This is a genomic window from Streptomyces sp. NPDC096311 (assembly GCF_044763085.1).
GTDB lineage: Bacteria > Actinomycetota > Actinomycetes > Streptomycetales > Streptomycetaceae > Streptomyces.
On record NZ_JBIWFN010000012.1, the window covers coordinates 279,469 to 305,761 of the forward strand.

General features: G+C 70.5%; 23 protein-coding genes and 1 tRNA gene. 10 read left to right on the forward strand and 14 right to left on the reverse strand.

Annotation, left to right across the window (positions count from 1 at the left end):
- Positions 1-4: 4 nt before the first annotated feature.
- Complete coding sequence (locus ACIRA5_RS29885; RefSeq protein WP_403695646.1) at positions 5-922, forward strand: spermidine synthase; 918 nt, start codon at positions 5-7, stop codon at positions 920-922.
- A gap of 106 nt (positions 923-1,028) precedes the next feature.
- Here the strand turns inward: ACIRA5_RS29885 and ACIRA5_RS29890 are convergent, their stop codons facing one another.
- Positions 1,029-1,556 carry a hypothetical protein gene (locus ACIRA5_RS29890; RefSeq protein ID WP_403695649.1) on the reverse strand — a complete coding sequence of 176 codons (528 nt, stop codon included), beginning with the start codon at positions 1,554-1,556 and terminating at the stop codon, positions 1,029-1,031.
- Between the two features lie 119 nt (positions 1,557-1,675).
- Between ACIRA5_RS29890 and ACIRA5_RS29895 the strand changes: the two genes are divergently transcribed.
- The 3 genes from ACIRA5_RS29895 to ACIRA5_RS29905 all read left to right on the forward strand — a co-directional run bounded on the left by ACIRA5_RS29895 (position 1,676) and on the right by ACIRA5_RS29905 (position 5,445).
- Positions 1,676-2,377, forward strand: a complete 702-nt coding sequence (locus tag ACIRA5_RS29895; RefSeq protein WP_319747852.1) for a response regulator transcription factor — start codon at positions 1,676-1,678, stop codon at positions 2,375-2,377.
- The gene (locus ACIRA5_RS29900) at positions 2,374-3,750 is read left to right on the forward strand and encodes a sensor histidine kinase (protein ID WP_403695652.1); all 1,377 of its coding nucleotides are present in this window, start codon (positions 2,374-2,376) and stop codon (positions 3,748-3,750) included. The genes ACIRA5_RS29895 and ACIRA5_RS29900 overlap by 4 nt, the downstream gene beginning before the upstream one ends.
- A gap of 207 nt (positions 3,751-3,957) precedes the next feature.
- The gene (locus ACIRA5_RS29905; protein WP_403695655.1) at positions 3,958-5,445 is read left to right on the forward strand and encodes a cellulose binding domain-containing protein; all 1,488 of its coding nucleotides are present in this window, start codon (positions 3,958-3,960) and stop codon (positions 5,443-5,445) included.
- Between the two features lie 17 nt (positions 5,446-5,462).
- Here the strand turns inward: ACIRA5_RS29905 and ACIRA5_RS29910 are convergent, their stop codons facing one another.
- The 5 genes from ACIRA5_RS29910 to ACIRA5_RS29930 all read right to left on the reverse strand — a co-directional run bounded on the left by ACIRA5_RS29910 (position 5,463) and on the right by ACIRA5_RS29930 (position 11,387).
- Complete coding sequence (locus ACIRA5_RS29910; protein ID WP_352046974.1) at positions 5,463-6,194, reverse strand: methyltransferase domain-containing protein; 732 nt, start codon at positions 6,192-6,194, stop codon at positions 5,463-5,465.
- Positions 6,195-6,546: 352 nt separating this feature from the next.
- Positions 6,547-7,983: a GH1 family beta-glucosidase gene (locus tag ACIRA5_RS29915; protein WP_403695657.1), complete on the reverse strand. Its 1,437-nt coding sequence runs from the start codon at positions 7,981-7,983 to the stop codon at positions 6,547-6,549.
- Positions 7,984-8,115: 132 nt separating this feature from the next.
- Positions 8,116-9,024 carry a carbohydrate ABC transporter permease gene (locus tag ACIRA5_RS29920; RefSeq protein WP_403695660.1) on the reverse strand — a complete coding sequence of 303 codons (909 nt, stop codon included), beginning with the start codon at positions 9,022-9,024 and terminating at the stop codon, positions 8,116-8,118.
- Between the two features lie 12 nt (positions 9,025-9,036).
- Positions 9,037-10,050 (reverse strand): carbohydrate ABC transporter permease, encoded by a 1,014-nt coding sequence (locus tag ACIRA5_RS29925; protein WP_403695864.1) that lies wholly within the window; start codon positions 10,048-10,050, stop codon positions 9,037-9,039.
- Positions 10,051-10,055: 5 nt separating this feature from the next.
- Positions 10,056-11,387 carry an extracellular solute-binding protein gene (locus ACIRA5_RS29930; protein ID WP_403695663.1) on the reverse strand — a complete coding sequence of 444 codons (1,332 nt, stop codon included), beginning with the start codon at positions 11,385-11,387 and terminating at the stop codon, positions 10,056-10,058.
- Positions 11,388-11,827: 440 nt separating this feature from the next.
- Here ACIRA5_RS29930 and ACIRA5_RS29935 point away from each other — a divergent pair, with 440 nt between their 5' ends.
- Both ACIRA5_RS29935 and ACIRA5_RS29940 read left to right on the forward strand, forming a co-directional pair.
- On the forward strand, positions 11,828-12,883 hold the full coding sequence (locus tag ACIRA5_RS29935; protein WP_403695665.1) for a LacI family DNA-binding transcriptional regulator: 1,056 nt from the start codon (positions 11,828-11,830) through the stop codon (positions 12,881-12,883).
- A gap of 36 nt (positions 12,884-12,919) precedes the next feature.
- A complete protein-coding gene (locus ACIRA5_RS29940) occupies positions 12,920-13,750 on the forward strand; it encodes a serine/threonine protein kinase (protein ID WP_403695668.1) in 831 nt (276 codons plus the stop codon).
- 2 nt (positions 13,751-13,752) lie between these two features.
- On the opposite strand, the gene ACIRA5_RS29945 is transcribed toward ACIRA5_RS29940, so the two are convergent.
- From ACIRA5_RS29945 to ACIRA5_RS29965, 5 genes are all read right to left on the reverse strand, one after another.
- Positions 13,753-14,268 carry a GNAT family N-acetyltransferase gene (locus tag ACIRA5_RS29945; RefSeq protein ID WP_403695670.1) on the reverse strand — a complete coding sequence of 172 codons (516 nt, stop codon included), beginning with the start codon at positions 14,266-14,268 and terminating at the stop codon, positions 13,753-13,755.
- A 114-nt stretch (positions 14,269-14,382) separates the two neighbouring features.
- Positions 14,383-14,455, reverse strand: a tRNA-His gene (locus ACIRA5_RS29950).
- Between the two features lie 106 nt (positions 14,456-14,561).
- Positions 14,562-15,164, reverse strand: coding sequence for an oligoribonuclease (gene orn, locus ACIRA5_RS29955; protein ID WP_060901895.1), 603 nt, complete (start codon positions 15,162-15,164; stop codon positions 14,562-14,564).
- A 130-nt stretch (positions 15,165-15,294) separates the two neighbouring features.
- Positions 15,295-16,524 (reverse strand): helix-turn-helix domain-containing protein, encoded by a 1,230-nt coding sequence (locus ACIRA5_RS29960; protein WP_403695673.1) that lies wholly within the window; start codon positions 16,522-16,524, stop codon positions 15,295-15,297.
- A 378-nt stretch (positions 16,525-16,902) separates the two neighbouring features.
- Positions 16,903-18,054, reverse strand: a complete 1,152-nt coding sequence (locus ACIRA5_RS29965) for a hypothetical protein (protein WP_403695676.1) — start codon at positions 18,052-18,054, stop codon at positions 16,903-16,905.
- 324 nt (positions 18,055-18,378) lie between these two features.
- On the opposite strand from ACIRA5_RS29965, the gene ACIRA5_RS29970 reads away from it, so the two are divergent.
- Both ACIRA5_RS29970 and ACIRA5_RS29975 read left to right on the forward strand, forming a co-directional pair.
- Positions 18,379-18,906: a universal stress protein gene (locus ACIRA5_RS29970; protein WP_054232865.1), complete on the forward strand. Its 528-nt coding sequence runs from the start codon at positions 18,379-18,381 to the stop codon at positions 18,904-18,906.
- A gap of 181 nt (positions 18,907-19,087) precedes the next feature.
- Positions 19,088-19,657 carry an acetate uptake transporter gene (locus ACIRA5_RS29975; RefSeq protein ID WP_054232866.1) on the forward strand — a complete coding sequence of 190 codons (570 nt, stop codon included), beginning with the start codon at positions 19,088-19,090 and terminating at the stop codon, positions 19,655-19,657.
- Between the two features lie 179 nt (positions 19,658-19,836).
- Here ACIRA5_RS29975 and glmS read toward each other — a convergent pair whose 3' ends face one another.
- Together glmS and ACIRA5_RS29985 are read right to left on the reverse strand one after the other, a co-directional pair.
- Positions 19,837-21,654 carry a glutamine--fructose-6-phosphate transaminase (isomerizing) gene (gene glmS, locus ACIRA5_RS29980; protein WP_075029204.1) on the reverse strand — a complete coding sequence of 606 codons (1,818 nt, stop codon included), beginning with the start codon at positions 21,652-21,654 and terminating at the stop codon, positions 19,837-19,839.
- Between the two features lie 25 nt (positions 21,655-21,679).
- Complete coding sequence (locus tag ACIRA5_RS29985; protein ID WP_054232868.1) at positions 21,680-21,937, reverse strand: hypothetical protein; 258 nt, start codon at positions 21,935-21,937, stop codon at positions 21,680-21,682.
- 164 nt (positions 21,938-22,101) lie between these two features.
- Between ACIRA5_RS29985 and ACIRA5_RS29990 the strand changes: the two genes are divergently transcribed.
- Positions 22,102-23,673: a purple acid phosphatase family protein gene (locus tag ACIRA5_RS29990; RefSeq protein WP_403695867.1), complete on the forward strand. Its 1,572-nt coding sequence runs from the start codon at positions 22,102-22,104 to the stop codon at positions 23,671-23,673.
- Positions 23,674-23,740: 67 nt separating this feature from the next.
- Here ACIRA5_RS29990 and ACIRA5_RS29995 read toward each other — a convergent pair whose 3' ends face one another.
- Entirely contained in the window at positions 23,741-24,610 is an 870-nt protein-coding gene (locus ACIRA5_RS29995; protein ID WP_403695680.1) for a DUF4429 domain-containing protein, read from the reverse strand.
- Between the two features lie 85 nt (positions 24,611-24,695).
- Between ACIRA5_RS29995 and ACIRA5_RS30000 the strand changes: the two genes are divergently transcribed.
- A complete protein-coding gene (locus ACIRA5_RS30000; protein ID WP_403695682.1) occupies positions 24,696-26,282 on the forward strand; it encodes a beta-N-acetylhexosaminidase in 1,587 nt (528 codons plus the stop codon).
- The last annotated feature ends 11 nt before the right edge of the window (positions 26,283-26,293 follow it).

Below are 26,293 nucleotides of genomic sequence, written 5' to 3' on the forward strand. Positions count from 1 at the left end.
CAGGATGGGAAGGTCGAGGAACAAGCGGTCCGACGACGCACAGGGCGCGGCGCGTGACGCGTCGCGCGGTTCGCGCCGCGGGCAGGCGTCGGCCGACGCCGTCGTCGAGACGGTCGAGGGCGGCCTCGCCGAGCTGATACCCGACCGGGACCGCCCGCGCGCCTGGACCCTCCTCATCGACGGCGCCCCCCAGTCCCACGTCGACCTCGACGACCCCGCCCATCTGAGCTTCGAGTACCAGCGCCGCCTCGGCCATGTCATCGACCTCGTGGCCCCGCCCGGCAAGCCCGTGCACGCCGTCCACCTCGGCGGCGGCGCACTCACCCTCGCCCGCTACACCGCCGCGACCCGCCCCCGCTCCACCCAGCAGGTCGTCGAACGCGACGGGGCCCTCGTCCAACTGGTCCGTCGCGAGCTCCCCCTGGACCCGAACGCCCGTATCCGCGTGCGCTCCCTGGACGCCCGCGAAGGCCTCGCCAAGGTCCCCGACGGCTGGGCGGACCTGGTGATAGCGGACGTGTTCAGCGGCGCCCGCACCCCCGCGCACCTCACCTCGGTCGAGTTCCTCACCGACGTCCGCAGAACCGTCAAACCCAGTGGCCTGTACGCCGCCAACCTCGCCGACGGCCCCCCGCTGGCCCACCTGCGCGGCCAGATCGCCACCGCCGCGACCGTCTTCCCCGAACTCGCCCTCATCGCCGACCCCACGGTCCTGCGCGGCAAACGCTTCGGCAACGCCGTCCTCGTGGCCTCCGGCCACCCCCTGCCCCTGGCCGAACTCACCCGCCGCGCCGCCTCGGACCCGCACCCGGCGAGACTCGAACACGGCAGACAGCTCACCGACTTCACCGGGGGAGCGCTGCCGGTGCTGGACGCGGCGGCGGTGGCATCCCCGGCCCCGCCGGCTTCCGTGTTCCGGTGAGTGTGACGCGCCCCAAAGGGGCGCGGGGCTGTTTCACCATGCGGCTCCGCCGCGTGGGCGCGCCCAGCCGCGAATCACCCGCACTCAACCCGCAAAGCCCGCGCAGCTAATACGTGCCGATCTCCACCCGCGGCGGCCCGTCGTGCCACGTACAGAACACCGACACCCGATCCGCCCCCGAAGTGAACTCCACCCGAATCCACGACTCCGTCTTCCACACCTGCATCGACCACCCCGAACCGGGCGTCGCCGAGACGAGCGTCGCGGAGGTCGTGCCGAGATCGAAGACGGCCCGCCCTCCGCCGGTGTCGTAACTCTTGACCCGCCCCGCCGGTCCTGAGGCGCTCGGACCCGGGTCGGTGGAGGGCGATGCCGAGGCGACCGGCGTCGCGCTCGGCCGCGGGCTCGCCGTCGGCTTCGAGGCGGCGGGGCTCGGACTCGCCGGGGGCCGACTCGTCGACGAGGCAAGCGCCTTGGCCTCCTGCGTCGTCGCCCCGCCCGCCATGACGGGCAGCGCGCGCGGCGGATCGTAGGCCGTCCCCGTCATGACCGCGTGGACACCCCACCACGACAGCGTGACCGCCGCGCCCGTGGCGAGCGACCAAGCCAGTACGTGTACGAATCCTCGGAGCATCGCCAGCCATACTGCCTCACGCGCCCCATGGGTGTCTCCCGTCTCTCGGGACAGGACGGCGGCCCGAGTTGTCCACAGGCACCGGACCGGCATCGCACAGATGGCGTACGGTGCGGCGCATGGCAAGTGTGCTCGTGGTCGAGGACGACCAGTTCGTACGCAGCGCTCTCATCCGGCATCTCACCGAAGCCGCGCACACGGTGCGCAGTGTCGGCACCGCCCTTGAGGCGCTGCGCGAGGTTGCCCATTTCTCTTTCGACGTCGTCATCCTGGACCTCGGACTGCCCGATCTGGACGGGGCAGAGGCGCTGAAGATGCTGCGCGGTATCACCGACGTCCCGGTGATCATCGCCACCGCGCGGGACGACGAGACGGAGATCGTCCGCCTGCTGAACGACGGGGCGGACGACTATCTGACCAAGCCGTTCTCGGTCGAGCACCTGTCCGCGCGGATGGCCGCCGTCCTGCGCCGCTCGCGGGCGACGGGGGACACGCCCGCGTCGCCGGTCATCCGGGTCGGCGGCCTGTCCATCGACCCGCTGCGCCGCCAGGCCGAGCTGGACGGCGCCCGACTGGACCTCACCCGGCGCGAGTTCGACCTGCTCGCGTTTCTCGCCGGGCGGCCCGGTGTCGTCGTCGCGCGCAAGGAGCTGCTCGCCGAGGTGTGGCAGCAGTCGTACGGGGACGACCAGACCATCGACGTCCATCTGTCGTGGCTGCGCCGGAAACTGGGCGAGACGGCGGCGCGTCCGCGCTATCTGCACACGCTCCGCGGGGTCGGCGTGAAGCTGGAACCACCGGGCTTGGAGCCGCCGCGATGAGGTGGGCACTGGTCAAGGTGTGCGTGGCGGTGACCACGATGGTCGTGGTGGCCTTCGCGGTCCCCCTGGGGCTCGTCATCAAGGAGATGGCCAGGGACCGCGCCTTCTCGAACGCCGAGCGGCAGGCCGCGGCCATCGCGCCCGCGCTGTCCATCACCACCGACCGGGACCAGCTGGAGCGGGTCGTCGCCTCCGCCGGCTCGGACGACGGGATGGCCGTGCACATACCGGCGAGCGACGGCGCCAAGGCGGTCGACATCGGACGGCAGCGCGCCGCCGCCAAGGACATCGCGACCACACGCGGCATCGGCCGGGCCTCCACCACCGAGGTCCCCGGCGGCTCCACCCTGCTCCAGCCCACCGCGCTGAGCTCCGGCGAGATCGCGGTCGTCGAGGTGTACGTCCCCGAGTCCGAGGTCAGCAACGGGGTCGGCACCGCCTGGGCGGTGCTCGCCGCGGTCGGGGTCGCGCTCATCATCGGCTCGGTCGCGGTCGCCGACCGGCTGGGGGTACGGATGGTGCAGCCGGCCCAGCGGCTGGTCGAGGGCGCGCACGAGCTGGGGGAGGGGAAGCTCGGCGCGAGGGTGCCCGAGGAGGGGCCGAACGAACTGCGGCTGGCCGCGGTGGCGTTCAACTCCATGGCGGATCAGGTCGTACAACTCCTGGCGAACGAGCGGGAGCTGGCCGCTGATCTCTCGCACCGCCTGCGCACCCCGCTGACCGTGCTGCGGCTCAACACGGCCTCGCTCGGTGACGGGCCGGCCGCCGAGCAGACGCGGGCGGCGGTGGCGCAGTTGGAGCGGGAGGTCGACACGATCATCAGGACGGCCCGGGAGGCCAAGCCGCAGACGGCGGCGACAGTCATCGGCGCCGGGTGCGACGCGTCCGAGGTCGTCCGCGAGCGGATGGACTTCTGGTCGGCGCTCGCCGAGGACGAGGGACGCAAGGTGCGGGTCGCGGGAGTGGACCGTCTCGTACGGATACCCGTCGCCCGGGCCGACCTCGTCGCCGCCCTCGACGCACTCCTCGGGAACGTGTTCCGGCACACCCCCGAGGGCACGGCCTTCGCGGTCGACGTGCACAACGGCGAGGACGCGGTGATCGTGCTGGTGTCGGACGCGGGACCGGGCATCGTGGACCCGGAGGCGGCGATGGCGCGCGGGAAGGGTTCCGGGAGCGACGGTTCGACCGGCCTGGGTCTGGACATCGTGCGCCGGCTCGCGGAGTCGACGGGCGGGGACGTGCGGATCGGTTCCTCGGTGCTGGGCGGCACCGAGGTGCGCCTATGGATCCAGCTGGACGGGCGGGCTCCGGTGCGGCGCGGGCACAGGGGATCCGTGCGGCGTCGTAGGCGAGGCGCGGGCGTGAGCTGACGCAGGTCGGCGCGAATCGGGCGCGAGCCGGGCGCGGGCCGGGCATGTGGCCAAATTGGTCTCTACCTTTAACCGTCCCCGATGCCTTCCTTAAGCGCACCATAAGATCGCCAACGGGCGTCCCGATCAGGCGTTTTGCCCGATCTCGGATCGCTAGCGTGCTGCCGCACCCCACCCCCCCGTGAACGGCGAAGGCAGGCACACGCGATGAGCACTACGCACCGGCGCAAGGTCAGTGGCAGGAACAAGGCGATAGGCGGGATCGTCGCCGCGGCCGTGGTCGGTGGTGGCGCCTTCCTGTTCTCCGGGACCGCGCTGGCGGCCGGCGTCGGTGCCGCGTACACCAAGACCAGTGACTGGTCGACGGGTTACACCGCGCAGTACGTCATCACCAACGACACCGGCCAGGCGAAGGGGGACTGGACGCTGGAGTTCGACCTGCCGTCGGGTGCCGGGCTCAGCTCGCTGTGGAACGGAACGTCGACGGTGAGCGGGCAGCACGTCACCGTCAAGCCGCCGTCCTGGGACAAGGACGGGCTGGCGGCCGGCGAGTCGGTCACCGTCGGCTTCGTCGTGAACGGCACCGCGGACCCGAAGGGCTGTGTCATCGACGGCGCCAAGTGCTCCGTGGACGACGGCGCGACGCCGGAGCCGAGCGGCCGCCCGACCCAGTCGCCTACCCCGACCCCGACCCCGACACCCACCGCCACTCGGCCGCCCACATCGACCCCGACCTCCACGTCCACCCCCACTCCCACCCCCACTCCCTCCGCCTCGCAGACCACCGGCAGTGGCACGACGACCGGCGCGGGCTTCGCGCCGTACGTCGACACCTCCCTCTACCCGGCCTTCGACCTGGTCGGCAGCGCCACGGCCACCGGTGTGAAGGACTACAACCTGGCCTTCATCACCGACGGCGGCGGCTGTACGCCGAAGTGGGGCGGGGTGACCGACCTCGCCAGTGACGGCGTGGCGTCGCAGATCGGCGCGCTGCGGGCGAAGGGCGGCGACGTCCGGGTGTCCTTCGGCGGCGCCTCGGGCTCGGAGCTGGCGACGACCTGCTCGTCGTCGGACGCGCTGGCGGCGGCGTACGGGAAGGCCGTGGACGCGTACAACCTGACCAAGGTCGACTTCGACGTCGAGGGCGGCGCGCTGCCGAACACGACCGCGAACACGAACCGGGCGAAGGCGATCGCGAAGCTCCAGCAGCAACACCCGGACCTGGACGTGTCCTTCACCCTCCCGGTCATGCCCGAGGGCCTGACCCAGGACGGCGTGAGCCTGCTCTCCGACGCCAAGTCGAACGGCGTGAAGATCTCCGCGGTCAACATCATGGCGATGGACTACGGCCCCGCGTACAACGGTGACATGGGCACCTACGCCGAGCAGGCCGCCACCGCCACCCAGGCCCAGGTGAAGAGTGTCCTCGGGCTGTCGGACAGCGCGGCGTGGAAGTCCGTCGCCATCACCCCGATGATCGGGGTCAACGACGTCGCCGCCGAGACCTTCAAGGTCGACGACGCGACCCAACTGGTCGACTTCGCCAAGTCGAAGGGCCTCGGCTGGCTCTCCATGTGGTCCGCCGCCCGCGACAAGCAGTGCCCGGGCGGTGCGAAGAACTCCGCCGACGCGACCTGCAGCTCGATCGTGCAGGACGCGGGCGCGTTCTCGAAGGCGTTCGGCGCGTACAAGTAGCCGACCCCGCCAGGGGGTCACCCGTCGCGGCGGAACAGAGCCGTCCAGAGAAAGGGCTCGCCGAAGAGCCCGGACTCGGGCGGCTCGTCGCGCATGCGGCGCAGTTCGACCTCGGTCAGGTCGGAGAAGACCCAGCGCAGGGACTCCGGTGTGTAGGCGAGTCCGCCGTGCAGTGCGGACTGCCGGTAGAAGGCCTCGTCGGGGAGTTCGCACCCCATCGCGCCGGCGGCGAAGCAGGTGAGGGCGAGGTGGCCGCCCGGGGCGAGGACGCGGTCGAGCAGGGCGAGGTAGCTGATGCGGCGGTGCGGCGGCAGATGGTGGAAGCAGCCCGAGTCGTGGACGAGGTCGTACGGGCCGCCCCAGTCGGGGTCGGTGAGCGCGAACGCGTCACCGCAGTGGAAGCGGATCTCGGCCCCGGCCTCGCGCGCACGGTCCTGCGCCCAGGCGATGGCCGTCGGGGAGAGGTCGACCGCGTCCACCCGGAAGCCCGCAGCGGCCAGATGAAGGGCGTTGCGTCCCGGCCCGCAGCCCAGGTCGAGGGCGCGGCCCGGGGCGATCAGGTTCTTGTCGAGGTATCCGGCCAGGTTCTCGTCCGGCTTCGCGACGAAGAACGGTACGGGCTTGGAGCGGTCGGCGTAGAAGCCGTCCCACCAGGCGGCGCCACCCGCCGTCCACCGATCGGCCCCCGGCGCGAACAGGCCGTCCAGCAGCTTCAGCACATCGTCGACGGTGCGTATGTTCCGGTCCATACGGTCCCCTTCCAGGATGGGGGAACAGTAAGACCGAAGGCCACGAAAGGCCAGGTCAGGGCGGTTTCCCGGAGGGGCGGGAAGGAGCTTTGCAGGACCCGGGACGGGAGGCCGCGCCCACCCCGCCGGAGGTGCGCCGCACGGCCGCCCAGCCCCCCTTCGACCGGCGCGCCGGGGGACTTCCCGACGGCGCCGAGACCACTTTCTGCAGGGCCTACCGGTGGAGCCGGGGACGACGGGGTGTCCCGCACGGGCGGCATCGGCCCCTTCTGTTCGACCGCGTCGGGGGCGCGGCACCCCCCCAGGTGCCGCGCCCCCTCCCCCGCTTCCCCCGGACCATGGACTCTGTGGCCTACGCGGCGCCGGCCGGCGCCGCCGGCGGCAGGGAACCCGTCCGCGCCACCTGCGCGTACCAGTGCGCGCTGGACTTGGGCGTACGGGCCAGGGTCGCGTAGTCGACGTACACCGCCCCGAACCGCTTGTCGTAGCCGTACGCCCACTCGAAGTTGTCCATCAGGGACCAGAGGTAGTAGCCCCGCACGTCCGCGCCGTCGGCGATCGCGCCGCGCACCGCCGCCAGATGGCCGTGCAGGTACGCGATGCGCTCGGGGTCGTGGACGCGGCCCTCCGGGTCCGGCTTGTCGTCGTAGGCCGCGCCGTTCTCCGTGATGTACAGCGGCAGACCCGGGGCCTCCCGCGAGTAGCGCATGATCAGGTCGTGCAGGCCGGTCGGGTCGATCGTCCAGCCCATCTCCGTACGCTCGCCGGGGGTCTGGTGGAACGCGACATCGTCCGCACCCGGCCACGGCGAGTACGCGCTCGCCCCGTGCCCGTCCGCGCGCGGGCCGTCCGCCGACTTCTCCGCCGCCGACACCAGCGCCGGGGTGTAGTAGTTCAGACCGAGCGCGTCCAGCGGCTGCTTGATCACCGCGAGGTCGCCGTCCAGGACGTACGACCAGTCCGTGATCGAGGAGGTCTCCGCGAACAGGCCCTCCGGGTAGGCGCCGTGCAGCATGGGGCCGTGGAAGACGCCGTTGGCCAGGTTGTCGATGCGCCGGACCGCCGCCAGGTCCGCCGGGGACGGGGAAAGGGGCCTGACCACCGACGAGTTCAGGCTGACCGCGACCGTGTTGCGGGCCGGCATCGCGGACCTCAGCGCGGTGGTGCCCAGGCCGTGCGCCAGGTTCAGGTGGTGGGCGGCCTTGAGCGAGGCCGCCGCGTCCGTACGGCCCGGCGCGTGCACGCCCGAGCCGTAGCCCAGGAACGCGCTGCACCACGGCTCGTTCAGGGTGATCCACTGCTCCACACGGTCGCCCAGCGCCTCACCCACGATCTGCGCGTACTCGGCGAAACGAAACGCCGTGTCGCGCTCCGGCCAGCCGCCCGCGTCCTCCAGCTCCTGCGGGAGGTCCCAGTGGTAGAGGGTGACGGCCGGCTTGATGCCGTGCGAGAGCAGCTCGTCGACGAGGTTGCGGTAGAAGTCCAGGCCGCGCTGGACCGCGGGACCACGGCCCGTCGGCTGCACCCGGGACCAGGAGACCGAGAAGCGGTACGCGGACAGGCCCAGCTCCGCCATCAGCGCCACGTCGTCCCGGTAGCGGTGGTAGTGGTCGACAGCGATGTCACCGGTCTCACCACCGGCCGTCTTGCCGGGCGTGTGGCTGAAGGTGTCCCAGATGGAGGGCGTACGGCCGTCCTCCCGTACCGCACCCTCGATCTGGTACGCGGAGGTCGCCGCGCCCCAGAGGAAGGCGGGGGGAAAGGTCACGGGCGATGCGGACTCAGGCATGGAAGCGCTCCCATAGGAGGTCGTGGAGACCGGCAGTAAGAAGAAGAGGAGGAGGGGCGAGGGGGAGAGAAGAGGGGAGGAGGGGCCGGGGCGGCGGTGGCCCGGCTCCCCTTCTCCCGCCGGCGAACGAGGTCAGCCCTTGACGGCTCCCTGCATGATGCCGCCGACGATCTGCTTGCCGAACAGGGCGAAGACGAAGAGCAGCGGCAGCGTGCCGAGCAGCGCGCCCGCCATGATCAGGGACTGGTCGGGGGTGAAACCGCGGCCGAGTCCCGCGACCGCGACCTGCACGGTCGGGTTGCCGGTCTGGGTGAGCACCAGGAACGGCCACAGGAAGTCGTTCCACGTCTGCACGAACACCAGCATGCCGAGCACCGCCATGGCGGGCCGGGCGGCCGGGAACACCACGTGCCAGATCACCCGCCAGCTGCTCGCGCCGTCGACACGGGCCGCCTCGATCAGCTCGTCCGGCAGCGCCTGGATCAGGTACTGCCGCATGAAGAACACCCCGAACGCGCTCACCAGCGACGGGAAGATCACCGCCTGGAGCTGGTCCGTCCAGTCGAGCTTGGCGACCATCATGTAGAGCGGGATCACGCTGAGCTGCGGCGGCACCATCATCGTGCCGACGACGATCAGCATGAGGGCGCCCCGGCCCTTGAAGCGCAGCTTGGCGAAGGCGAACCCGGCGAGCGTCGACAGGAAGACGACGGTCACCGCGGAAACACCCGCCACGAACGTGGTGTTGACGAAGGCCTTGCCCAGGTTGGCCTCCGTCCAGGCGACATCGAGATTGTGGAAGAGGTTCGAGCCGAACCAGAACGGTGGCGGGGACTGCGCCAGCCGGTTGGTGTCGCGGGAGGCGGCGATCGCGGTCCACACCAGCGGGCCCAGCGAGCCGATCGTGAACAGCGCGAGGATGACGTACGCGAGGGGTCCCGCGTGCATCTGCCCGCCCGCGCGCGCCGACTTGGGGCGCCGCAGACGCTTCGGCGGTTCGGGTACCGCGTCCGCCGGGGGTTTCGTCAGGGTCGTCGTCACGGCCGGTTCTCCTTAACTACTGGCGCGCAGCCGGCGCGAGATGACGTAATTGACGATCCCGATGACGATGAGGATCAGGAACATCGTCCAGGCGATCGCGGAGGCGCGGCCCAGGTGCTGGTTCACCCAGCCCTGCTCGTAGAGGTACAGGCCGAGTGTCTGGAACTGGTGCTCGGCGCCGCCGGACGCGCCCTTGTTGGCGTCGAACAGCAGCGGCTCGCCGAAGACCTGGCTCGCTCCGATGGTCGAGACGACGACGGTGAACAGGATCGTCGGCCGCAGCGACGGCAGGGTCACGTGGAAGAACTGCTGCCAGCGGTTGGCCCCGTCGAGGGCCGCCGACTCGTACAGGTCCTGCGGGATCGCCTGCATCGCCGCCAGGTAGATCAGCGCGTTGTAGCCGGTCCAGCGCCAGATGACGATCGTCGAGACGGCGATCTGCGAGGGCCACTTGTCGTTCTGCCAGTCGATCTTGTCGAAACCGATGGCGTGCAGCGCCCAGTTGATCATGCCGTAGTCGCGGCCGAACAGCAGCACGAACACGAGCGAGGCGGAGGCGATCGACGTCGCGTACGGCGCGAGCATCATGACCCGGTAGAAGATCGAGCCGCGCAGCTTGTAGTTGAGGATGTGGGCGAGGCCCATCGCCATCAGCAGCTGCGGGACGGTCGAGATGATCCCGATGGTCAGGGTGTTCTTCGCCGCGTTCCAGAAGAAGTCGTCGTCGAAGATGCGGGTGTAGTTGCGCAGGCCCGCCCACTGCATGTCGGTGGGCGCCGTCAGCTCCACCGTGTGCAGCGAGGCCCAGCCCGTGTAGATCAGCGGGAACAGGCCGAACGCGAGGAACAGCAGGAAGAACGGCGAGACGAACGCGTACGGGCTCCACCGTATGTCCCGCTGCCAGCGGCGGGAGAGCCGGTTGCGGCGCCGCTGCTCCTTCTCGTCGGGTACGGCGGCGGGCGGACGGCCCGGGGCCGCGCCCCCCTCCTCGGTGGGGGGCGCGGCGGTGTCGTGCCGGGTGGACATACCGGTCACTTCTCCAGGTTGTTGTCGATGGTCTTGGTGGCCGTCTTCCAGGCCTCCGCGGCCGACTTGCCCTTCGTGACGAGGATGACGCCGTTGTCGGTCAGACCCTGCTGGATGATCTGGTCCTTCGCGCCGATCACCTGCGTCGGGATGGCCTTGGCGGCCTCGGCGAAGACCGTGCCGATCGGTGTGTCACCGGTCATCGCGTTCTTCGCGCCGGTCACCAGGGGCAGGTTGTAGGCACCGGGTGCGCTCGGGAAGCTGCCCTGCACGCTGAACAGCTTGGCCTGCTGGGCGGGCGCGGTCAGCCAGGTGACCAGCTTCTCGGCCTCCGTGACGTGCTTGCCGCTCTTGGGCACGGCCAGGAAGGTGCCGCCCCAGTTGCCGGACTTGGGCGCGGCGGCCACGTCCCACTTACCGGCAGCCTCCGGCTTCGACTTGCCCTTGAGGTAGCCGAGCATCCACGGCGGGCAGGCCACCGCGGCGAACTTGCTGTTGGCGATCGTCGTGTCCCAGGCCGGCTGGAACTGCGTCTGCGCGCCGACCAGTCCCTCCGAGGCGGCCTTCGCGGTCAGGTCGAAGGCGGACTTGATGGCCGGGTTCGTCTTGTAGACGACCTTGCCGGAGGAGTCGTAGAACTTCTCCTGATTGCTGCTGATGATCGCGTTGAGCAGACCACCGGGGGAGTCCATGAAGGTGGTGCCGCTGGGCGCCTTCTTCTTGTACGTCTCACCGGCGGCGACGAGCTTGTTCCAGTCGCCCGCCCACAGCTGCCCGACCTTGTCGCGGTCGGTGGGCAGGCCGGCCTGCTGGAAGAGGTCCTTGCGGTAGCAGATCGCCATCGGGCCGATGTCGGTGCCGAGTCCGATCGTCTGGTCGTCCTTGGTCGTGGCCTGCTGCCACTTCCAGTCCAGCCAGTTGCTCTTGCTCACACCCGAGACCTTGGACAGGTCCACGAGCTTGCTCGCCTGGGTCTGCACGACCTCGGCGATGTTGCCGACTTCGACGGCCTGGACGTCCTGCAGCCCGCTGTTGGTGGTGAGGTGGTTGACGAGCGCCGGGTAGTAGTTCTCGTTGCGCTCGACGACGTTCTCGGCGATCTTGATGTTCGGGTTGAGCTTCTCGTACTCGGCGTAGAGACCGGCCTCCTTGAATCCCTGCGTGCCGAAGAGACCCAAGGTGATCGTGGTCTTGCCCTTGCCTCCGCCCGTGTCGCTGCTGCTCCCATCGCTGCTGCCACCACTGTCGTCGGCACAGCCGGCCAGCAGCCCTGTGGTCAGCGCGGCGACGGCCGCGAGGGCCCCCAGACTGCGGGACCGACGGGTGATCGTGCGCATTGCGTCCTCCTGTTGCCTGACGTGCCGACCCCCCGGCCAACTGCACTGTTGGGCCCGTTGTTTCTCGCTGCGGCTCGGGCGGGGAACGTGCGGGATGTGTATGTGTCAGGTACCGTGGGAGCGCTCCCACAGGTGATGTGTTGAAGAGTCGTCGGTTCGCGCGGGGGTGTCAAGGGAGCCGACGCGGAGAGATGCGTTCAGTTATCGGCCTGTTAGCTAACTCCGGGGGAGGAGCGGGAGAGGAGCGGGAGAGGCGTCGCGGATGGTTGAAGTGGCTCGTGTCAGTGGGGTATTGGCCCCGGCGGGACGGTCGGTCGAGGGTCCCTGGCAGGGATGGGCGGGACCTCGTCCACGTACGGGTCGCCGAGGTCCGGATGATGAACGGGACTGTTAGATTCCAGGCCAGTCGCGGAGCGCGCGACGTCGACGGGAGGCGGACCATGGCAAGCCACGGAGCGCGGGGCCGGGGAGGCGGCCGGCCGACCTTGGAAGAGGTCGCGGCACGCGCAGGCGTGGGCCGCGGCACGGTGTCCCGGGTGATCAACGGCTCCCCGAGGGTCAGCGACGCGACCCGCGCGGCCGTCGAGGCGGCGGTCGCCGAACTCGGCTACGTCCCGAACACGGCGGCACGCGCCCTCGCCGCCAACCGCACGGACGCGATCGCCCTCGTCGTTCCCGAGCCCGAGACCCGCTTCTTCGCGGAACCGTACTTCTCGGACATGCTGCGCGGCGTCGGCGCGGAGATCTCCGACACCGAGATGCAGCTGCTGCTGATCTTCGCGGGCAGCGACCGGGAGCGGCAGCGCCTCGCCCAGTACCTGGCCGCGCACCGCGTCGACGGCGTACTCCTCGTCTCCGTCCACGCCGACGACCCGCTGCCCGACCTCCTCTCCCAGCTGGAGATCCCGGCCGTGATCAGCGGTCGCCGCTCGGCGGACGAGACACTGCCGTCCGTGGACTCCGACAACTACGGCGGCGGCCGCATGGCCGTCGAGCACCTGATCGCCGGGGGGCGTCGGAGGATCGTCCACCTGGCCGGGCGCCTCGACGTCTTCGGCGCCCAGCGCCGTGTCGACGGCTACCGCGAGGGGTTGCGCGCGGCCGGACACGACGTGGACGACCGGCTGATCGTCCCGGGCGACTTCACCGAGGAGGGCGGTCGGCGCGCGATGACCGAGCTGCTGGCCCGCTGCCCGGACCTGGACGCGGTGTTCGCGGGCTCGGACGTGATGGCGGCGGGCGCCCGCCAGGTCCTGCGCGAGCTGGGCCGCCGCATACCTGACGACGTCGCCCTCGTCGGCTACGACGACTCCGCCATCGCCCGCCACATGGACCCGCCCCTGACGAGCGTGCGCCAGCCGATCGAGGAGATGGGCCGCGCCATGATCGATCTGCTGCTCGGGGAAATCGCCGACCGTCGCCCCGCGGTTTCGCGCGGACTGGAGAAGCGGCAGGTCGTGCTGCCGTCCGAACTGGTGGTGCGGGCCTCGTCCTGACGCGCGGAAAGGCTTCGATAGTGCAATCTGATCGGTATGGTCCTCCATCCGTTGCTCGGAGTCGATGAAGTGCCCGCCATGGAGCCCTACCTGGGCAGGGTGGGGGAGGTGTTCCAAGCGTTCCCGGAGCAGGACTCGGGGTGCGTGTCGTACGGCGTCCGTCTGCTTGACGGCGCGCGCTGGTTCGTCAAGGAGGCGGCGACCGACCGCGGTCGGCACTCGCTCGAACGGGCCTGGGCCTTCCACCGGGCCGTACGGCACCGGGCGATCGTCCCGCAGGTCCACCGCATCGCCGTGGGCCGCGGCGGCGCGGCGGTGGTGATGCCCTGGCGGGAGGGCGAGGTGCTGTACCCGGCCATGGTGGGCGGGTACCGCGACCGTAGGGGCCCTGGCAGCCCCATGGCCCGCTTCCGCGCCCTGCCGATCTCCCGCGTCCTCGCCGCCTTCGAACGCGTCCTCGACGCCCATCTCGCGGTGGAGGTCGCCGGGCATGTCGCGGTCGACTTCTACGACGGCGCGCTGCTCTACGACTTCGGGGGCGACGTCGTCCATCTGGTCGACCTCGACGAGTACCGGCCGGGCCCGTTCGTGGTCGAGGAGGAACGCCTGCCGGGTTCGCGCCGGTTCATGGCCCCCGAGGAGTTCGTGTGCGGGGCCGTGATCGACACCCGTACGACGGTCTTCACCCTGGGCCGCACCGCGCGGCTCCTGCTGGACGCGGGCGACGAGGAACGTGCCTGGCGGGGCACCCCGGCCCAGCAGGCGGTGATCGTCCGGGCGACCCGGTCCGACCCCGAGGAACGCTTCGAGGACGTCCACCGGTTCGCCGACGCGTGGCGGGCCGCCAATCGCCCGCACGGGGGCTGAGGTCACCGCCGCAGCGGCAGCTCCCACCGGACTTCGCCGTCCTGGTACCGGTCGGTCGGGCCCAGGCCGGCGGCCGCGGCGACGGCCGCGGAGGCCCGGTGGTCGGGGTGGACATGCGCGACGACCGTACGGACGCCGGGCTCCTCGCCCAACCGGCCGACCAGCTCCCGCGCCGCCTCCCCGGCGAACCCCCGCCCCTGCCAGGGCGTGCCCACCACCCAGGCGATCTCCGCGACCTCCCCGGTGACCGTCGCCTGGACCGTACCGACGAGACACCCCTCCTCGCGCAGCCGCAGTACCCAGTTGCACCAGACGACGGCCGGGTCGGGGGAGCCCGCGACGAGGCGTTCATAGCGTGAACGCAAGGCTTCTGGAGTGGCGGGTGCGCCGCCGATGAACGTGTGCAGCGCCGGGTCGGACAGCACCTCGGCCATGTCCCCGGCGTGTTCGACACGCAGGGGAAGGAGATCGAGACGGGCGGTGCGCAGGGTGTGGGCGGGGAGGTGGGGTGGAGGCACTGGGTGAGCCTAGAGGGCGCGCCGGACGCGCACGGACCCGACCGCACGGCTCCACGGTAGGACCGCACGACTGAGGCCCGGTCCGCTTGTGCGGACCGGGCCTCAGTCGATCAGGGTGAGTGACGGGACTTGAACCCGCGACATCCTGGACCACAACCAGGTGCTCTACCAGCTGAGCTACACCCACCACGACCGGTCTTGGTTTCCCTGACCGGCCGAGAAAAAGTGTACAGGGTCCGAAGGGGTGCTCGCGCCAGGCTTTCTCCGGGGTCCCTCGGGGCCCCGGACAGGCGTCATTCGGCGGGCAGCACGTGCTTCGCCGCGATGGTGCGCGCGGTGTCCGAGTCGGGGCCGGGCTGCGGGACGAAGATCGCCTCGCGGTAGTAGCGGAGCTCCGCGATGGATTCGCGGATGTCGGCGAGGGCGCGGTGGTTGCCGTTCTTCTCCGGGCTGTTGAAGTAGGCCCGGGGATACCAGCGGCGGGCCAGCTCCTTCACCGAGGAGACGTCCACGATGCGGTAGTGGAGGTAGTCCTCGAGGGCCGGCATGTCGCGCGACAGGAAACCACGGTCCGTGCCGACCGAGTTTCCGCACAGCGGGGCCTTGCCCGGCTCCTTGACGTGCTCACGTACGTAGGCGAGGACCTGTGCCTCGGCGTCGGCCAGGGTCGTGCCCTCGGCCAGTTCGTCGAGGAGACCGGAAGCCGTGTGCATCTGGCGCACCACGTCCGGCATCGTCTCCAGCGCCCGCTCCGGCGGGCGGATCACGATGTCCACCCCTTCGCCGAGCACGTTCAGTTCCGAGTCGGTGACCAGCGCGGCCACCTCGATGAGTGCGTCCTCCGACAGCGAGAGCCCGGTCATCTCGCAATCGATCCACACCATGCGATCGTTCATGGCCCTAACCCTACGGCGCGCTCCGGCGCACGGGCAGATCCGGGACGGCGGTGACCTGCGTGGTGGCCTGGGACGGGGGCGGCCCGGAACCCTCGTCGGGTCCCGGGCCGCCCCGTCTCGCGTCATCGCCTCAGGGCGCGCTGCGCTGCCCCGGCAGGCGCCCGGCCGCGTACAGCTCGGTGCCCGTCCTGCCCGGCTCCGTCGACAGGGACGTCGACGGGCCCAGGGCGCTGGCGGCCGCCGTGCGGCGGGTCTGCAGCGGCACCGGGCTCTCCTGGTTCAGGACGGGCGACGGCCCGGCCTGGCCCGCGGAGCCGTCCACGTCCGACGGCCGTTCCGACTGCGGCCTGCGCGCGCGGTACGCCGCCCGGTACGCGGCCGGGGACGAGCCGAGCTGGCGCCGGAAGTGACCCCGCAGCGCGACCGGCGAACGGAAGCCGCAGCGTCCGGCGACCTCGTCGACCGAGTAGTCGGAGGTCTCCAGCAGCCGCTGCGCCTGCAGTACGCGCTGAGTGATCAGCCACTGCAGGGGAGCGCTCCCCGTGAGCGAGCGGAACCGGCGGTCGAAGGTGCGGCGGCTCATGTACGCGCGTGCCGCCAGCGTCTCGACGTCGAACTGCTCGTGGAGGTGCTCCAGCGCCCAGGCGACGACCTCCGCGAGGGGGTCGGCGCCGATCTCCTCCGGTAAAGATCGATCGAGATAGCGCTCCTGACCGCCGCTCCGGCGCGGGGGCACGACAAGACGGCGGGCCAGCGCGCCGGCCGCCTCGTTGCCGTGGTCCGTCCGCACGATGTGGAGACAGAGATCGATCCCGGCCGCCGTACCCGCGGAGGTCAGTACGTCTCCGTCGTCCACGAAGAGTTCTCGCGGGTCGACGTGGACCGACGGGTAGCGCTTGGCCAGCGTCGGTGCGTACATCCAGTGGGTCGTCGCCGGTCGGCCGTCCAGCAGTCCGGCGGCGGCCAGCACGAACGCGCCGGTGCACAGTCCGACTATGCGGGCTCCCTCCTCGTGCGCCCGGCGCAGCGCGTCGAGCGCCTCCTCCGGTGGCGGCGAGGTGATCGAACGCCAGGCCGGCACCACGACGGTGCCCGCCCGCGAGATCGCCTCCAGGCCATGCGGCGCGGTGAGTTCCAGGCCTCCTGTGGTCCGCAGCGGGCCTTCTTCGCCGCCGCACACCAGAAGTCGGTAGCGCGGCACGCCGGCGTCCTGGCGGTCAATCCCGAACACCGACAGCGGTATGGAACTCTCGAAGATGGGGCCGCCGCTGAACAGCAGCACCGCGACGATCTCCTTGCGGCGTCGCCCGGAAAGTTTCCGGGCCGCGGCTTCCGGCGCGGCAGTGGAGTCGTGGCTCATACTGCTAAGCCCCCCTCGGTGGTCGCGGCTCCTCGGTTGTGTCGCTCCTGCACGTTTCCCCTCGGTCCTGCACGAGTCCCCCGCCGTAAGACAGTCAAGATCGAATCTACTGTGTCCCGTGGCGCCAAGGTGACCAGTTCGGCAGTCGGCAGAATGTCGACATGGCAACTTGGCGTGAAGCATTCGATCACGAAGCGTTGCACTCGTGAGCCTTGCAGGGAAGTGCGCCTCGTGTCAGTGGCCAATCCCCATAGGGTGCGCGCGCCCCCCAGAGGGCTTTCGGTGCAGGTGGAACGCGGGTTGGGGGGTCGTTCGAGCAAGGGATGCGCGGGTGACCGAAGTTGGCTGAAAAGAAGCGGGGGCGTGCGCGGAAACCGGTCAGTCAACCGGCTTCTTCCCTCCGCCATGACGCCCGCCCCTGTGCGCCCCCGAGCCACTACTGCCCCGCAAGCCGTTCATGATGTGCGAGTCGGCCAAATCCTGCGCGCCACGGTGCCGTGCGGGGCGCTCGAGCGGGACGCCACCGCGAGGGGCGTCGCGCTGAATGTCCTGGTCGCCCGTGTCCCGGCCCCGGCCCTGGACGCGGGTGTCCGGATCCTGTGCGTCCCGGTTCCAGCCGCCCGGGTCCCACGTGATCAGGTTCTGCGGGGCACGGTCCCAGGTGATCAGGTTCTCCGGGTGCCCGTCTCGTTCGGCCAGGTTTCCCGGGGTCCGCTCCCATACGGTCGGGTTCGCGGTGTCGTGGGCCTGTGCGCCGGGATCGCGTCCGCCCGCATCCCGGCCGTCCGGATTCTGTGTGTCCCGGTCCTGTGTGTCCCGGTCCCGGCCGTCCGGATTCTGCGTGTTCCGGTCCCGTGTGTCCCAGTTCCGTGCGTCCCGGTTCCGTGTACCCCGGTCCTGTCCGTTCCGGTCCCCCACGTTCCTGCCCCCCGCGTTCCGGTCCCCCGCGTTCCGGTCCCGCGCGGCGCGGTTCTGGTCGCTGCGGGCCCCGGCGCCGGGGCTCCGTGCGCCGGGGGTGGTCCCCTCGGCGTGGGCCGTCTCGCTGTGGGCCCCGCCACCGCCGTCCCGGGGGCCGCCTCCCCTCTCCGCGCCGCCCGCTCCTCGGTGGCCCCCGTGGCGCCTGTCGCCCCCGTCGCCGCGATCCCGCGTGCCGGGGTCCGCCTCCCCGCGAGGCGCCTCGGTGCGACCCCGGCGCCCACGCCCGGGGCGGCCGTGGTGGTGGTGCGGGGCGCCTCCGTGCAGGCCGGTCCTGCTGTGCCGGGCCCGGGGCGAGGCCGGCTCATCCGCACGGAGGCGGGCCGCGACGCGCTCGGACTGGCGCAGCAGGACCAGGCAGGCACCGGTCACGGCCGCCAGGCCCAGCGCCGTGCCGGCCGCGCCGGCGAGGGAGGTGCCGAACCCGACGAGGACGACGGGGACCAGGACGCAGCTGAAGGCCGCCCACCGCACCACCTCGCTCGCCGTGTCCGGCCCGGGCGACGCGGCGGGCGCCGGGGAGGAGCGGTGGGACGCGGTCTCTGGTCCTGGCACGGTCTGCTCCCTGGTTCCCTGGTACTCCAGTGCTCTCCATGGCGGTGGCTCATCGGTTCAACGCGTGTTCGACCCGCCGGTCACCTACGAAAGGGCTTGAGCCCGGGTGAACCCTGTGCAAACCGCCTGTACGGGGCAGCAACCATTGCGTTAAGGGCGCCTCTCATGCATGCTCCGGGGAACACCGCGCAGTGCGCGCGAGATCTGGGCAGAGGAGGCGTGCCGCCGTACCCTTGGGGGTATGGGGTCGGGAAGATGATTCCCGGACACAGCTCTGCCGCACGTTGTCGTCCCCACCACGAGGATCTAAACGCCGAGATACCCATGGCCGGTCACGAATTCTTCGATCCCGCGGACCGCAAGCGCCCGCTCGCCGATCCCACGGCGGCCGAGCCCCTGGCGGCGGAAGAACCCCGCCAGTCCTGCGATCCTGCCTTCAAGCACGGCGTCGTCGTCGGTTTCGACGGCTCGACGTCCAGCGAGCGCGCCCTCGCCTACGCGATCGGCATGGCCCACCGCTCCGGCTCGGGCCTGATCATCGTGCATGTCGCGAACCGGCTGCCCACCACGGTGTGGGCGGGCTGTGAACCACCGGTCTTCGTCGACGTGCCCGATCACCGCACCGAGGTGCTCGGCCTCGAACTCGCATGTGCCGAATATCTGGCCGAGGTGCCCTGGATCCTCGTCGAGCGCGGCGGTGACATCTGTCACGAACTCGAAGAGGTCGGACGGGAGTACGAGGCGGACGCGATCGTCGTCGGCTCCACGCACGGCATCGTCGGGCGCATCTTCGGCTCGGTGGCCGGACGGCTCGCGAAGCGTGCGCAGCGCCCGGTGATCGTCATCCCCTGACACATCCTCCGACGCGCCCCTGACCCACCGTCAACTCCCTTTGGCGGCTGTCTGGAACGGCATGAATCTACTCGCGCGTAGAGGTGGTTTGTGCCCTTGTGAAGGGTACATACCGGTCACCGGACCAATCGCACGGCCGGTACCACGCAGCACAACTGCACATGCATGAAGGGAGCCCGCCGTGGACAAAGACGTCTCCGCGGGAAGCATCACCTCGACCCTCGGCCACCTCGCGCTCGGCCTCACCCTGTTGCTCTTCGGCCTCGGTAACACCCAAGTGATCGACGGCGTGACAGCGGCCGACTCCGTCTCCCTCGCCACCTATGTCGGTGGCATCGCGCTCTTCGTAGCCGGGCTGTTCGCCTTCCGCGACCACGACGCCTTCACCGGTACGGCCTTCACGGCGCTCGGCGCGTTCTGGTTCACCTGGGGCGTCACGGCCGGCACGCAGATGTCCGCCAACGCGACCGGTCTCTTCCTGCTCCTGTTCGCGCTCGTCGCGCTCAGTCTGACCGCCGGCGCGAGCGGCGCCCCCCTTCTCACCCGGGGAACGTACGCACTGCTCTTCGTCGCCCTTCTCCTGCTGGCCGTCGGGCAGTTCGGCGACAGCGGAGGGCTGGGGAAGGTCGGCGGCTGGTTCGCCGTCGCGGGCGGCGCGCTCGCCTGGTACGGGGCCACGGCGGCGATGGCCCACTGGCCCACCGCACTGCCCGGACGCGCCGCCGGCCGGGGGGTGACGGCCACCGGCTGATGTCGGCGCGGGCCGGGGCATGGGCGGCCCCGGCCCCCTGAAGGAACGGGTCCCTGTGCGCTGGTGGCGTGGCACAGGGACCCGTTCTCTTGGGCGTTTGGCTGCGGGTGGTGGGGGTTGCTCGCGCCCACGCGGCCCAGCCGCGTGATGTCAGCGCCCCGCGCCCTTTACGGGGCGCTCTACTCCACCGTCACCGACTTGGCCAGGTTGCGCGGCTTGTCGATGTCGCGGCCCAGGGCCAACGCCGTGTGGTAGGCGAGGAGTTGGAGCGGGATGCCCATGAGGATCGGGTCCAGCTCGTCCTCGTTCTTCGGGACGACGATCGTCTGGTCGGCCTTCTCCTGCTCCTGGTGCGCCACCGCGAGGATCCGGCCGCTGCGGGCCTTGATCTCCTCCAGGGCGGCGCGGTTCTTCTCCAGGAGGTCGTCGTCGGGGACGATCGCGACCGTGGGCAGCGCGGGCTCGATGAGCGCCAGCGGGCCGTGCTTGAGCTCGGAGGCCGGGTAGGCCTCGGCGTGGATGTACGAGACCTCCTTGAGCTTCAGGGAGGCCTCACGGGCCACCGGGTAGCCCCGGACGCGGCCGATGAACAGCATCGAGCGGGCCTCGGCGTACTCCTCGGCCAGCTTCTTGATCTCGTCCTCCTGCTCCAGGATCTCGGAGATCTGCGCGGGCAGCCTGCGCAGGCCCTCGATGATCCGCTTGCCGTCGCGGACCGACAGGTCGCGGGTGCGGCCGAGGTGCAGGGCGAGCAGCGCGAAGGCGACGGTCGTGTTGGTGAAGCACTTCGTCGAGACGACGCAGACCTCGGGGCCCGCGTGGACGTACATGCCGCCGTCCGCCTCGCGGGCGATCGCCGAGCCGACGACGTTGACCACACCGAGCACTCGCGCGCCCTTGCGCTTCAACTCCTGCACGGCGGCCAGCACGTCGTACGTCTCACCGGACTGGGACACGGCCACGTACAGGGTGTCGGGGTCGACGACCGCGTTGCGGTAGCGGAACTCGGAGGCCGGCTCGGCGTCCGCGGGGATGCGGGCGAGCTCCTCGATCATCTGGGCGCCGATCATGCCCGCGTGGTACGAGGTGCCGCAGCCGAGGATCTTCACGCGGCGGATCTGGCGCGCCTCACGGGCGTCCAGGTTCAGGCCACCGAGGTGCACGGTGGAGAACCGGTCGTCGATGCGGCCGCGCAGCACCCGGTCCACGGCCTCGGCCTGCTCGTGGATCTCCTTGTGCATGTACGTGTCGTGGCCGCCCATGTCGTACGAGGCCGCCTCCCACTCCACGGTGGTCGGCTCGGCCGTCGTACGGGTGCCCTCGGTGGTGTACGTGCGGAAGTCGTCGGCCTTCAGGGTGGCCATCTCGCCGTCGTCCAGAGTCACTATCTGGCGGGTGTGGGTGACCAGGGCGGCGATGTCCGAGGCGACGAACATCTCCTTCTCGCCGATGCCGAGGACGACCGGGGAGCCGTTGCGGGCCACCACGATGCGGTCGGGGAAGTCGGCGTGCAGGACCGCGATGCCGTACGTGCCCTCGATCACCCGGAGTGCGTCGCGGACCTTGTCCTCGAGCTTCTCGGCCTGGGAGCGGGCGATCAGGTGGGTGAGGACCTCGGTGTCGGTCTCCGAGAGGAACTCGACACCGTCCGCCTCGAGCTTCTTGCGCAGGTCGGAGGCGTTGTCGATGATGCCGTTGTGGACGACGGCGACCTTGCTGTCGGCGGACATGTGGGGGTGCGCGTTCACGTCGGAGGGGGCGCCGTGGGTGGCCCAGCGGGTGTGGGCGATGCCGGTCGTGCCCTTGAAGCGTGCGGGGACCTTGGCCTCCAGGTCACGGACCCGGCCCTTGGCCTTGACCATCTTCAGACCGGCCGACTTCGGCGTCGTGACGACGATGCCCGCCGAGTCGTAGCCGCGGTACTCCAGGCGCTGGAGGCCTTCGAGCAGCAGCGGTGCCACGTCACGCCTGCCGATGTATCCGACGATTCCGCACATATATACGTATTCCCTAAGTTTCGATTCAGCCGTAGACGATACGGCGCAGCTGCCTGAGCGTGAGCTCGGGCGGCGCGACCGCGCGGTACTTCAGGTCCGCCTCGATCCGTTCGAAGATCGTTGCGTTGACCAGGCCCTGGGCCTGGAGCTCGCGGTGGCGGCGACGGACGTAGTCCTCGGTCGTCTCGTCGAAGTAGGCGAGCACGTCCTGGATCACCCGCAGTGCCTCGCCCCGGTTCAGGGGGGTGGAGCGCGTCAGATGATCAACAAGTTCGTCGTGCACCCGTTGATCCTGAGGTACCGGGAGCCGATTCGCAAGAATCCTGCCCGATATCGGGCAAGTGGCTGTTGAAGGTCTTATGGGGGGCTGTTAGCAAGCTGTCCATCCTGCGTCTTGTGCCACGTCGACTGCCGGGAGCAACTTCTGTGGCCATGGACATTCCACGCATGGGCGTACCGGAGAAGCTCGCCGAGCGCATGACCATGGCAGAGCAGCATGAGTATCTCCGCGCCAAGTTCTCCCGGCGCAACATGATCAGAGGCGGGGCCGTGACCCTGGGCGCCGTCGCGGGCGGTGCCTTCGTCCCGGGAGCCGTCGCACAGGCCGCGGTGCCGACGCAGCGGACCGAGGCTTCGACGTCGACGCAGAAGGTCGACGGCGCGCTCGTCGCCCCCTTCGGCCGCCACCTCGCCTACGGCGCCGATCCGCGCACCGAGATGACCGTCTCCTGGCAGGTCCCGACGGCGGTCAACAAGCCGTTCATCCGCATCGGCGCCCACCCCTGGGACCTCTCCCGCAAGATCGAGGCCGAGGTCCGCAGCCTCTACACCCCGGCCGGCGTCGGCGCGAGCGGCGACCACACGCAGTACTACGTGCACGCCCAGCTCACCCACCTGCGCCCCGGCAAGACGTACTACTACGGTGTCGGCCACGCGGGCTTCGACCCGGCCGAGCCCCACCTGCTGGGCACCCTCGGCACCTTCACCACCGCTCCCTCGCACGCCAAGCCGTTCACCTTCACGGCCTTCGGCGACCAGGGCGTCAGCTACCACGCCCTGGCCAACGACAGCCTGATCCTCGGCCAGAACCCGGCCTTCCACCTGCACGCCGGCGACATCGCCTACGGCGACCCGGCCGGCCAGGGCAAGACCTCCGACACCGTGTTCGACTCGCGCACCTGGGACCAGTTCCTCGCCCAGACCGAGTCCGTCTCCAAGTCCGTGCCGTGGATGGTGTCGTACGGCAACCACGACATGGAGGCCTGGTACTCGCCCAACGGCTACGGCGGCGAGGAAGCCCGCTGGACGCTCCCCGACAACGGTCCGGACAAGAAGAACCTCCCGGGCGTCTACTCCTTCGTCTACGGCAACACGGCGATCATCTCCCTGGACCCCAACGACGTCTCCTTCGAGATCCCGGCCAACCTCGGCATCTCCGGCGGCACCCAGACGAAGTGGTTCGAGGGCCAGCTGAAGAAGTTCCGTGCCGCGAAGGACATCGACTTCATCATCGTGTTCTTCCACCACTGCGCGTACTGCACCTCCACGGCGCACGCCTCGGAGGGGGGCGTGCGACAGGAGTGGGTGCCGCTGTTCGACAAGTACACGGTGGACCTGGTCATCAACGGCCACAACCACCAGTACGAGCGCACGGACGTCATCAAGGGCAACGAGATCACCAAGAAGCTGCCGATCGGCGACACGGCGTACTCCGAGACCGAGGGCGTGGTGTACGTCACGGCGGGTGCGGCGGGCCGCAGCCTGTACGCCTTCAGTGCCCCGGACTCGTACGAGGGGCACGAGAACGAGGTCGACTCCGTGGCCTCCTTCATCAACCTCAAGGACGGCAAGCAGAACGAGACCGTCGCCTGGTCGCGCGTTCGCTACCTGAACTACTCCTTCCTGCGCGTGGACGTCACCCCCGCGCCGAAGGGCCACTACACCACCCTGAAGGTCCAGGGCATCGCCGAGACCGGCGACCGGATCGACCACTTCACGGTGGCGCGCAGGGCGAAGTAGCTCCCACCGCGCGCCCGGAAGGCGGGGCGCACGGCATCCGGGCAGGCGGTCCGCACCGGCGCTGTTCCTAGATGCGCCTGAGGACCGCCTGCTTGGCCAGCGTGAACTCCTCGTCCGTCAGGACGCCGGACCTGTGGAGGTCGCCCAGTTCGCGCAGGCGGCGGAGCAGGGCGTCGTGGTCGTCCTCCGGGGCGGTCGCGGTCGGCCGCTCCGTCGCCCGCGCGGCTTCCGGGGAGGCCGTGGGATGCGGGAGCCGGGCCTGCACAGCCGCCGCGACCAGCGCCATCAGCGGGTCCTTCTTGAAGCCCCACAGTTCGACGGAGTTGGGGTCGTACTTCGGCGGGGCCTTGGTCTCCGCGCCGCGGACGGTGAAGCGCAGGTAGCCGTTCTCCAGGCCGACCGCGGGGTGCCACTCGACGGTGGTGAGGTCGGTGAGGACGAGCGTGCGGGCTCCGGCGGCGGACTTGGAGTCCTCGGTCTTCCAGTTCCACTCCAGGCGCACGTGCTCGCCGTCGAAGCTCGCGGTGCCGTCGCCGGCGGAGACGGACAGCGGCACGCAGGGGCCCGGGAGCAGATAGCTGTCGACCGGCTCGGCCGGCACCCGGTCCAGGAGCAGCGCGTCCCGGACCTCGTCCACGACGTACTCGGCGACGCCGTAGCGGTCGGACTCCACGGCGAGCTGGTAGGGGTCGTTCGGCTCGGCGAGCTTGCCGCCGGTCGCCTGGAGCAGCGGGTCGGCGCCGTCGCGCAGCCGGAGCCGCAACCGGCCGCTCTTCCTGCCCTGTTCGAAGGAAATCCCCGCCAACGCTCCCAGTGGGACCGTCAGTTCACCCAAGGTTCTGCGGAGCAGGCTCACGTTCTTGTCGCGCCCCGGAGTCAGCCGCAGCGCGTCGCCGTCGAAGGTCCACGTCCCGTCCTTCTGGATGATTTCCGCCATGAGGGGGATTGTTTCACCGGGTCTGCGGAAGAGTGGTCTATACCCATTCGCAATTCATTTGCAGGGCCCTTCGAAGGGAGCGCATGTGAGACAGCACAGAACGCCCCGTCTACTCGGTACGCTGCTGCTCGTGGCGGCCGCCGGTGTCTCCGTCGCCGGTGCCGCACACTCCGAGTCGGGCCGCACCGCGACCCCGCTCGGGCAGGTGGTGCCGGCCCCCGCCTCGGTCCACGCGGGCGGATCCCCGTACCGCATCACCGACGGCACCCGTATCCGGGTCGAGGACTCGCCTCAGGCCCGCCGGGTCGGCGCGTATCTGGCCGACGTCCTGCGTCCCTCCACCGGGTACCGACTGCCCGTCACCACGCACGGCGCGGGCGGTATCCGGCTGCGGATCGCGGCGGGGCCGACGGGCGCCGAGGGCTATCGCCTGGACAGCGGGCGGGACGGTGTCACCATCACGGCCGCCGCGCCCGCCGGGCTCTTCCACGGCGTCCAGACGCTGCGCCAACTGCTGCCCGCCGCCGTCGAGAAGAACTCCGTGCAGCCCGGCCCCTGGCTCGTCGCGGGCGGCACCATCAAGGACAGCCCGCGCTACGGCTACCGCGGCGCGATGCTCGACGTCTCCCGGCACTTCTTCGGTGTCGCGCAAGTCAAGCGGTACATCGACGAGTTGGCCCTCTACAAGGTCAACAAACTGCATCTGCACCTGAGCGACGACCAGGGCTGGCGCATCGCGATCGACTCCTGGCCGCGGCTCGCCACGTACGGAGGGTCCACACAGGTCGGTGGCGGGCACGGGGGTTACTACACCAAGGCCGACTACAAGGAGATCGTGCGGTACGCGGCCTCCCGCTATCTGGAGGTCGTCCCGGAGATCGACATGCCGGGCCACACCAACGCCGCGCTCGCCTCGTACGCCCAGCTGAACTGCGACGGGACCGCGCCCCCGCTCTACACCGGCACCGACGTCGGGTTCAGCTCGCTGTGCGTGGCGAAGCCGGTGACCTACGACTTCGTGGACGACGTCGTGCGGGAGCTGGCGGCGCTCACGCCGGGCAAGTACCTCCACATCGGCGGGGACGAGGCCCACTCCACCAGCCACGCCGACTACGTCACCTTCATGGACAAGGTGCAGCCGGTCGTCGCCAAGTACGGGAAGACGGTGGTCGGCTGGCACCAGCTGACCGGGGCGCACCCGGTGAAGGGCGCGATCGCGCAGTACTGGGGGCTCGACGACACCAGTGCCACGGAGAAGGCGCAGGTCGCCGAGGCCGCGCGGAACGGCACGGGGCTCGTGCTGTCGCCCGCCGACCGGGTCTACCTCGACATGAAGTACACCGCCGACACCCCGCTCGGGCAGGACTGGGCGGGCCTGGTGGAGGTGAAACGGTCGTACGACTGGGATCCGGGCGCCTACCTTCCGGGAGCGCCGGCTTCCGCGATCCGGGGCGTCGAGGCGCCGCTGTGGACGGAGACCATCGTCACGGGCGCCGACATCGACTACATGACCTTCCCGCGGTTGCCCGGCGCGGCCGAGCTCGGCTGGTCGCCCGCGTCGACGCACGACTGGAACACCTACAAGGTGCGGCTCGCGGCGCAGGGGCCGCGCTGGGAGGCCCTGGGGATCGGCTACTACCGCTCGCCCCAAGTGCCCTGGCCCACGGTGTAAACGGTGTAACG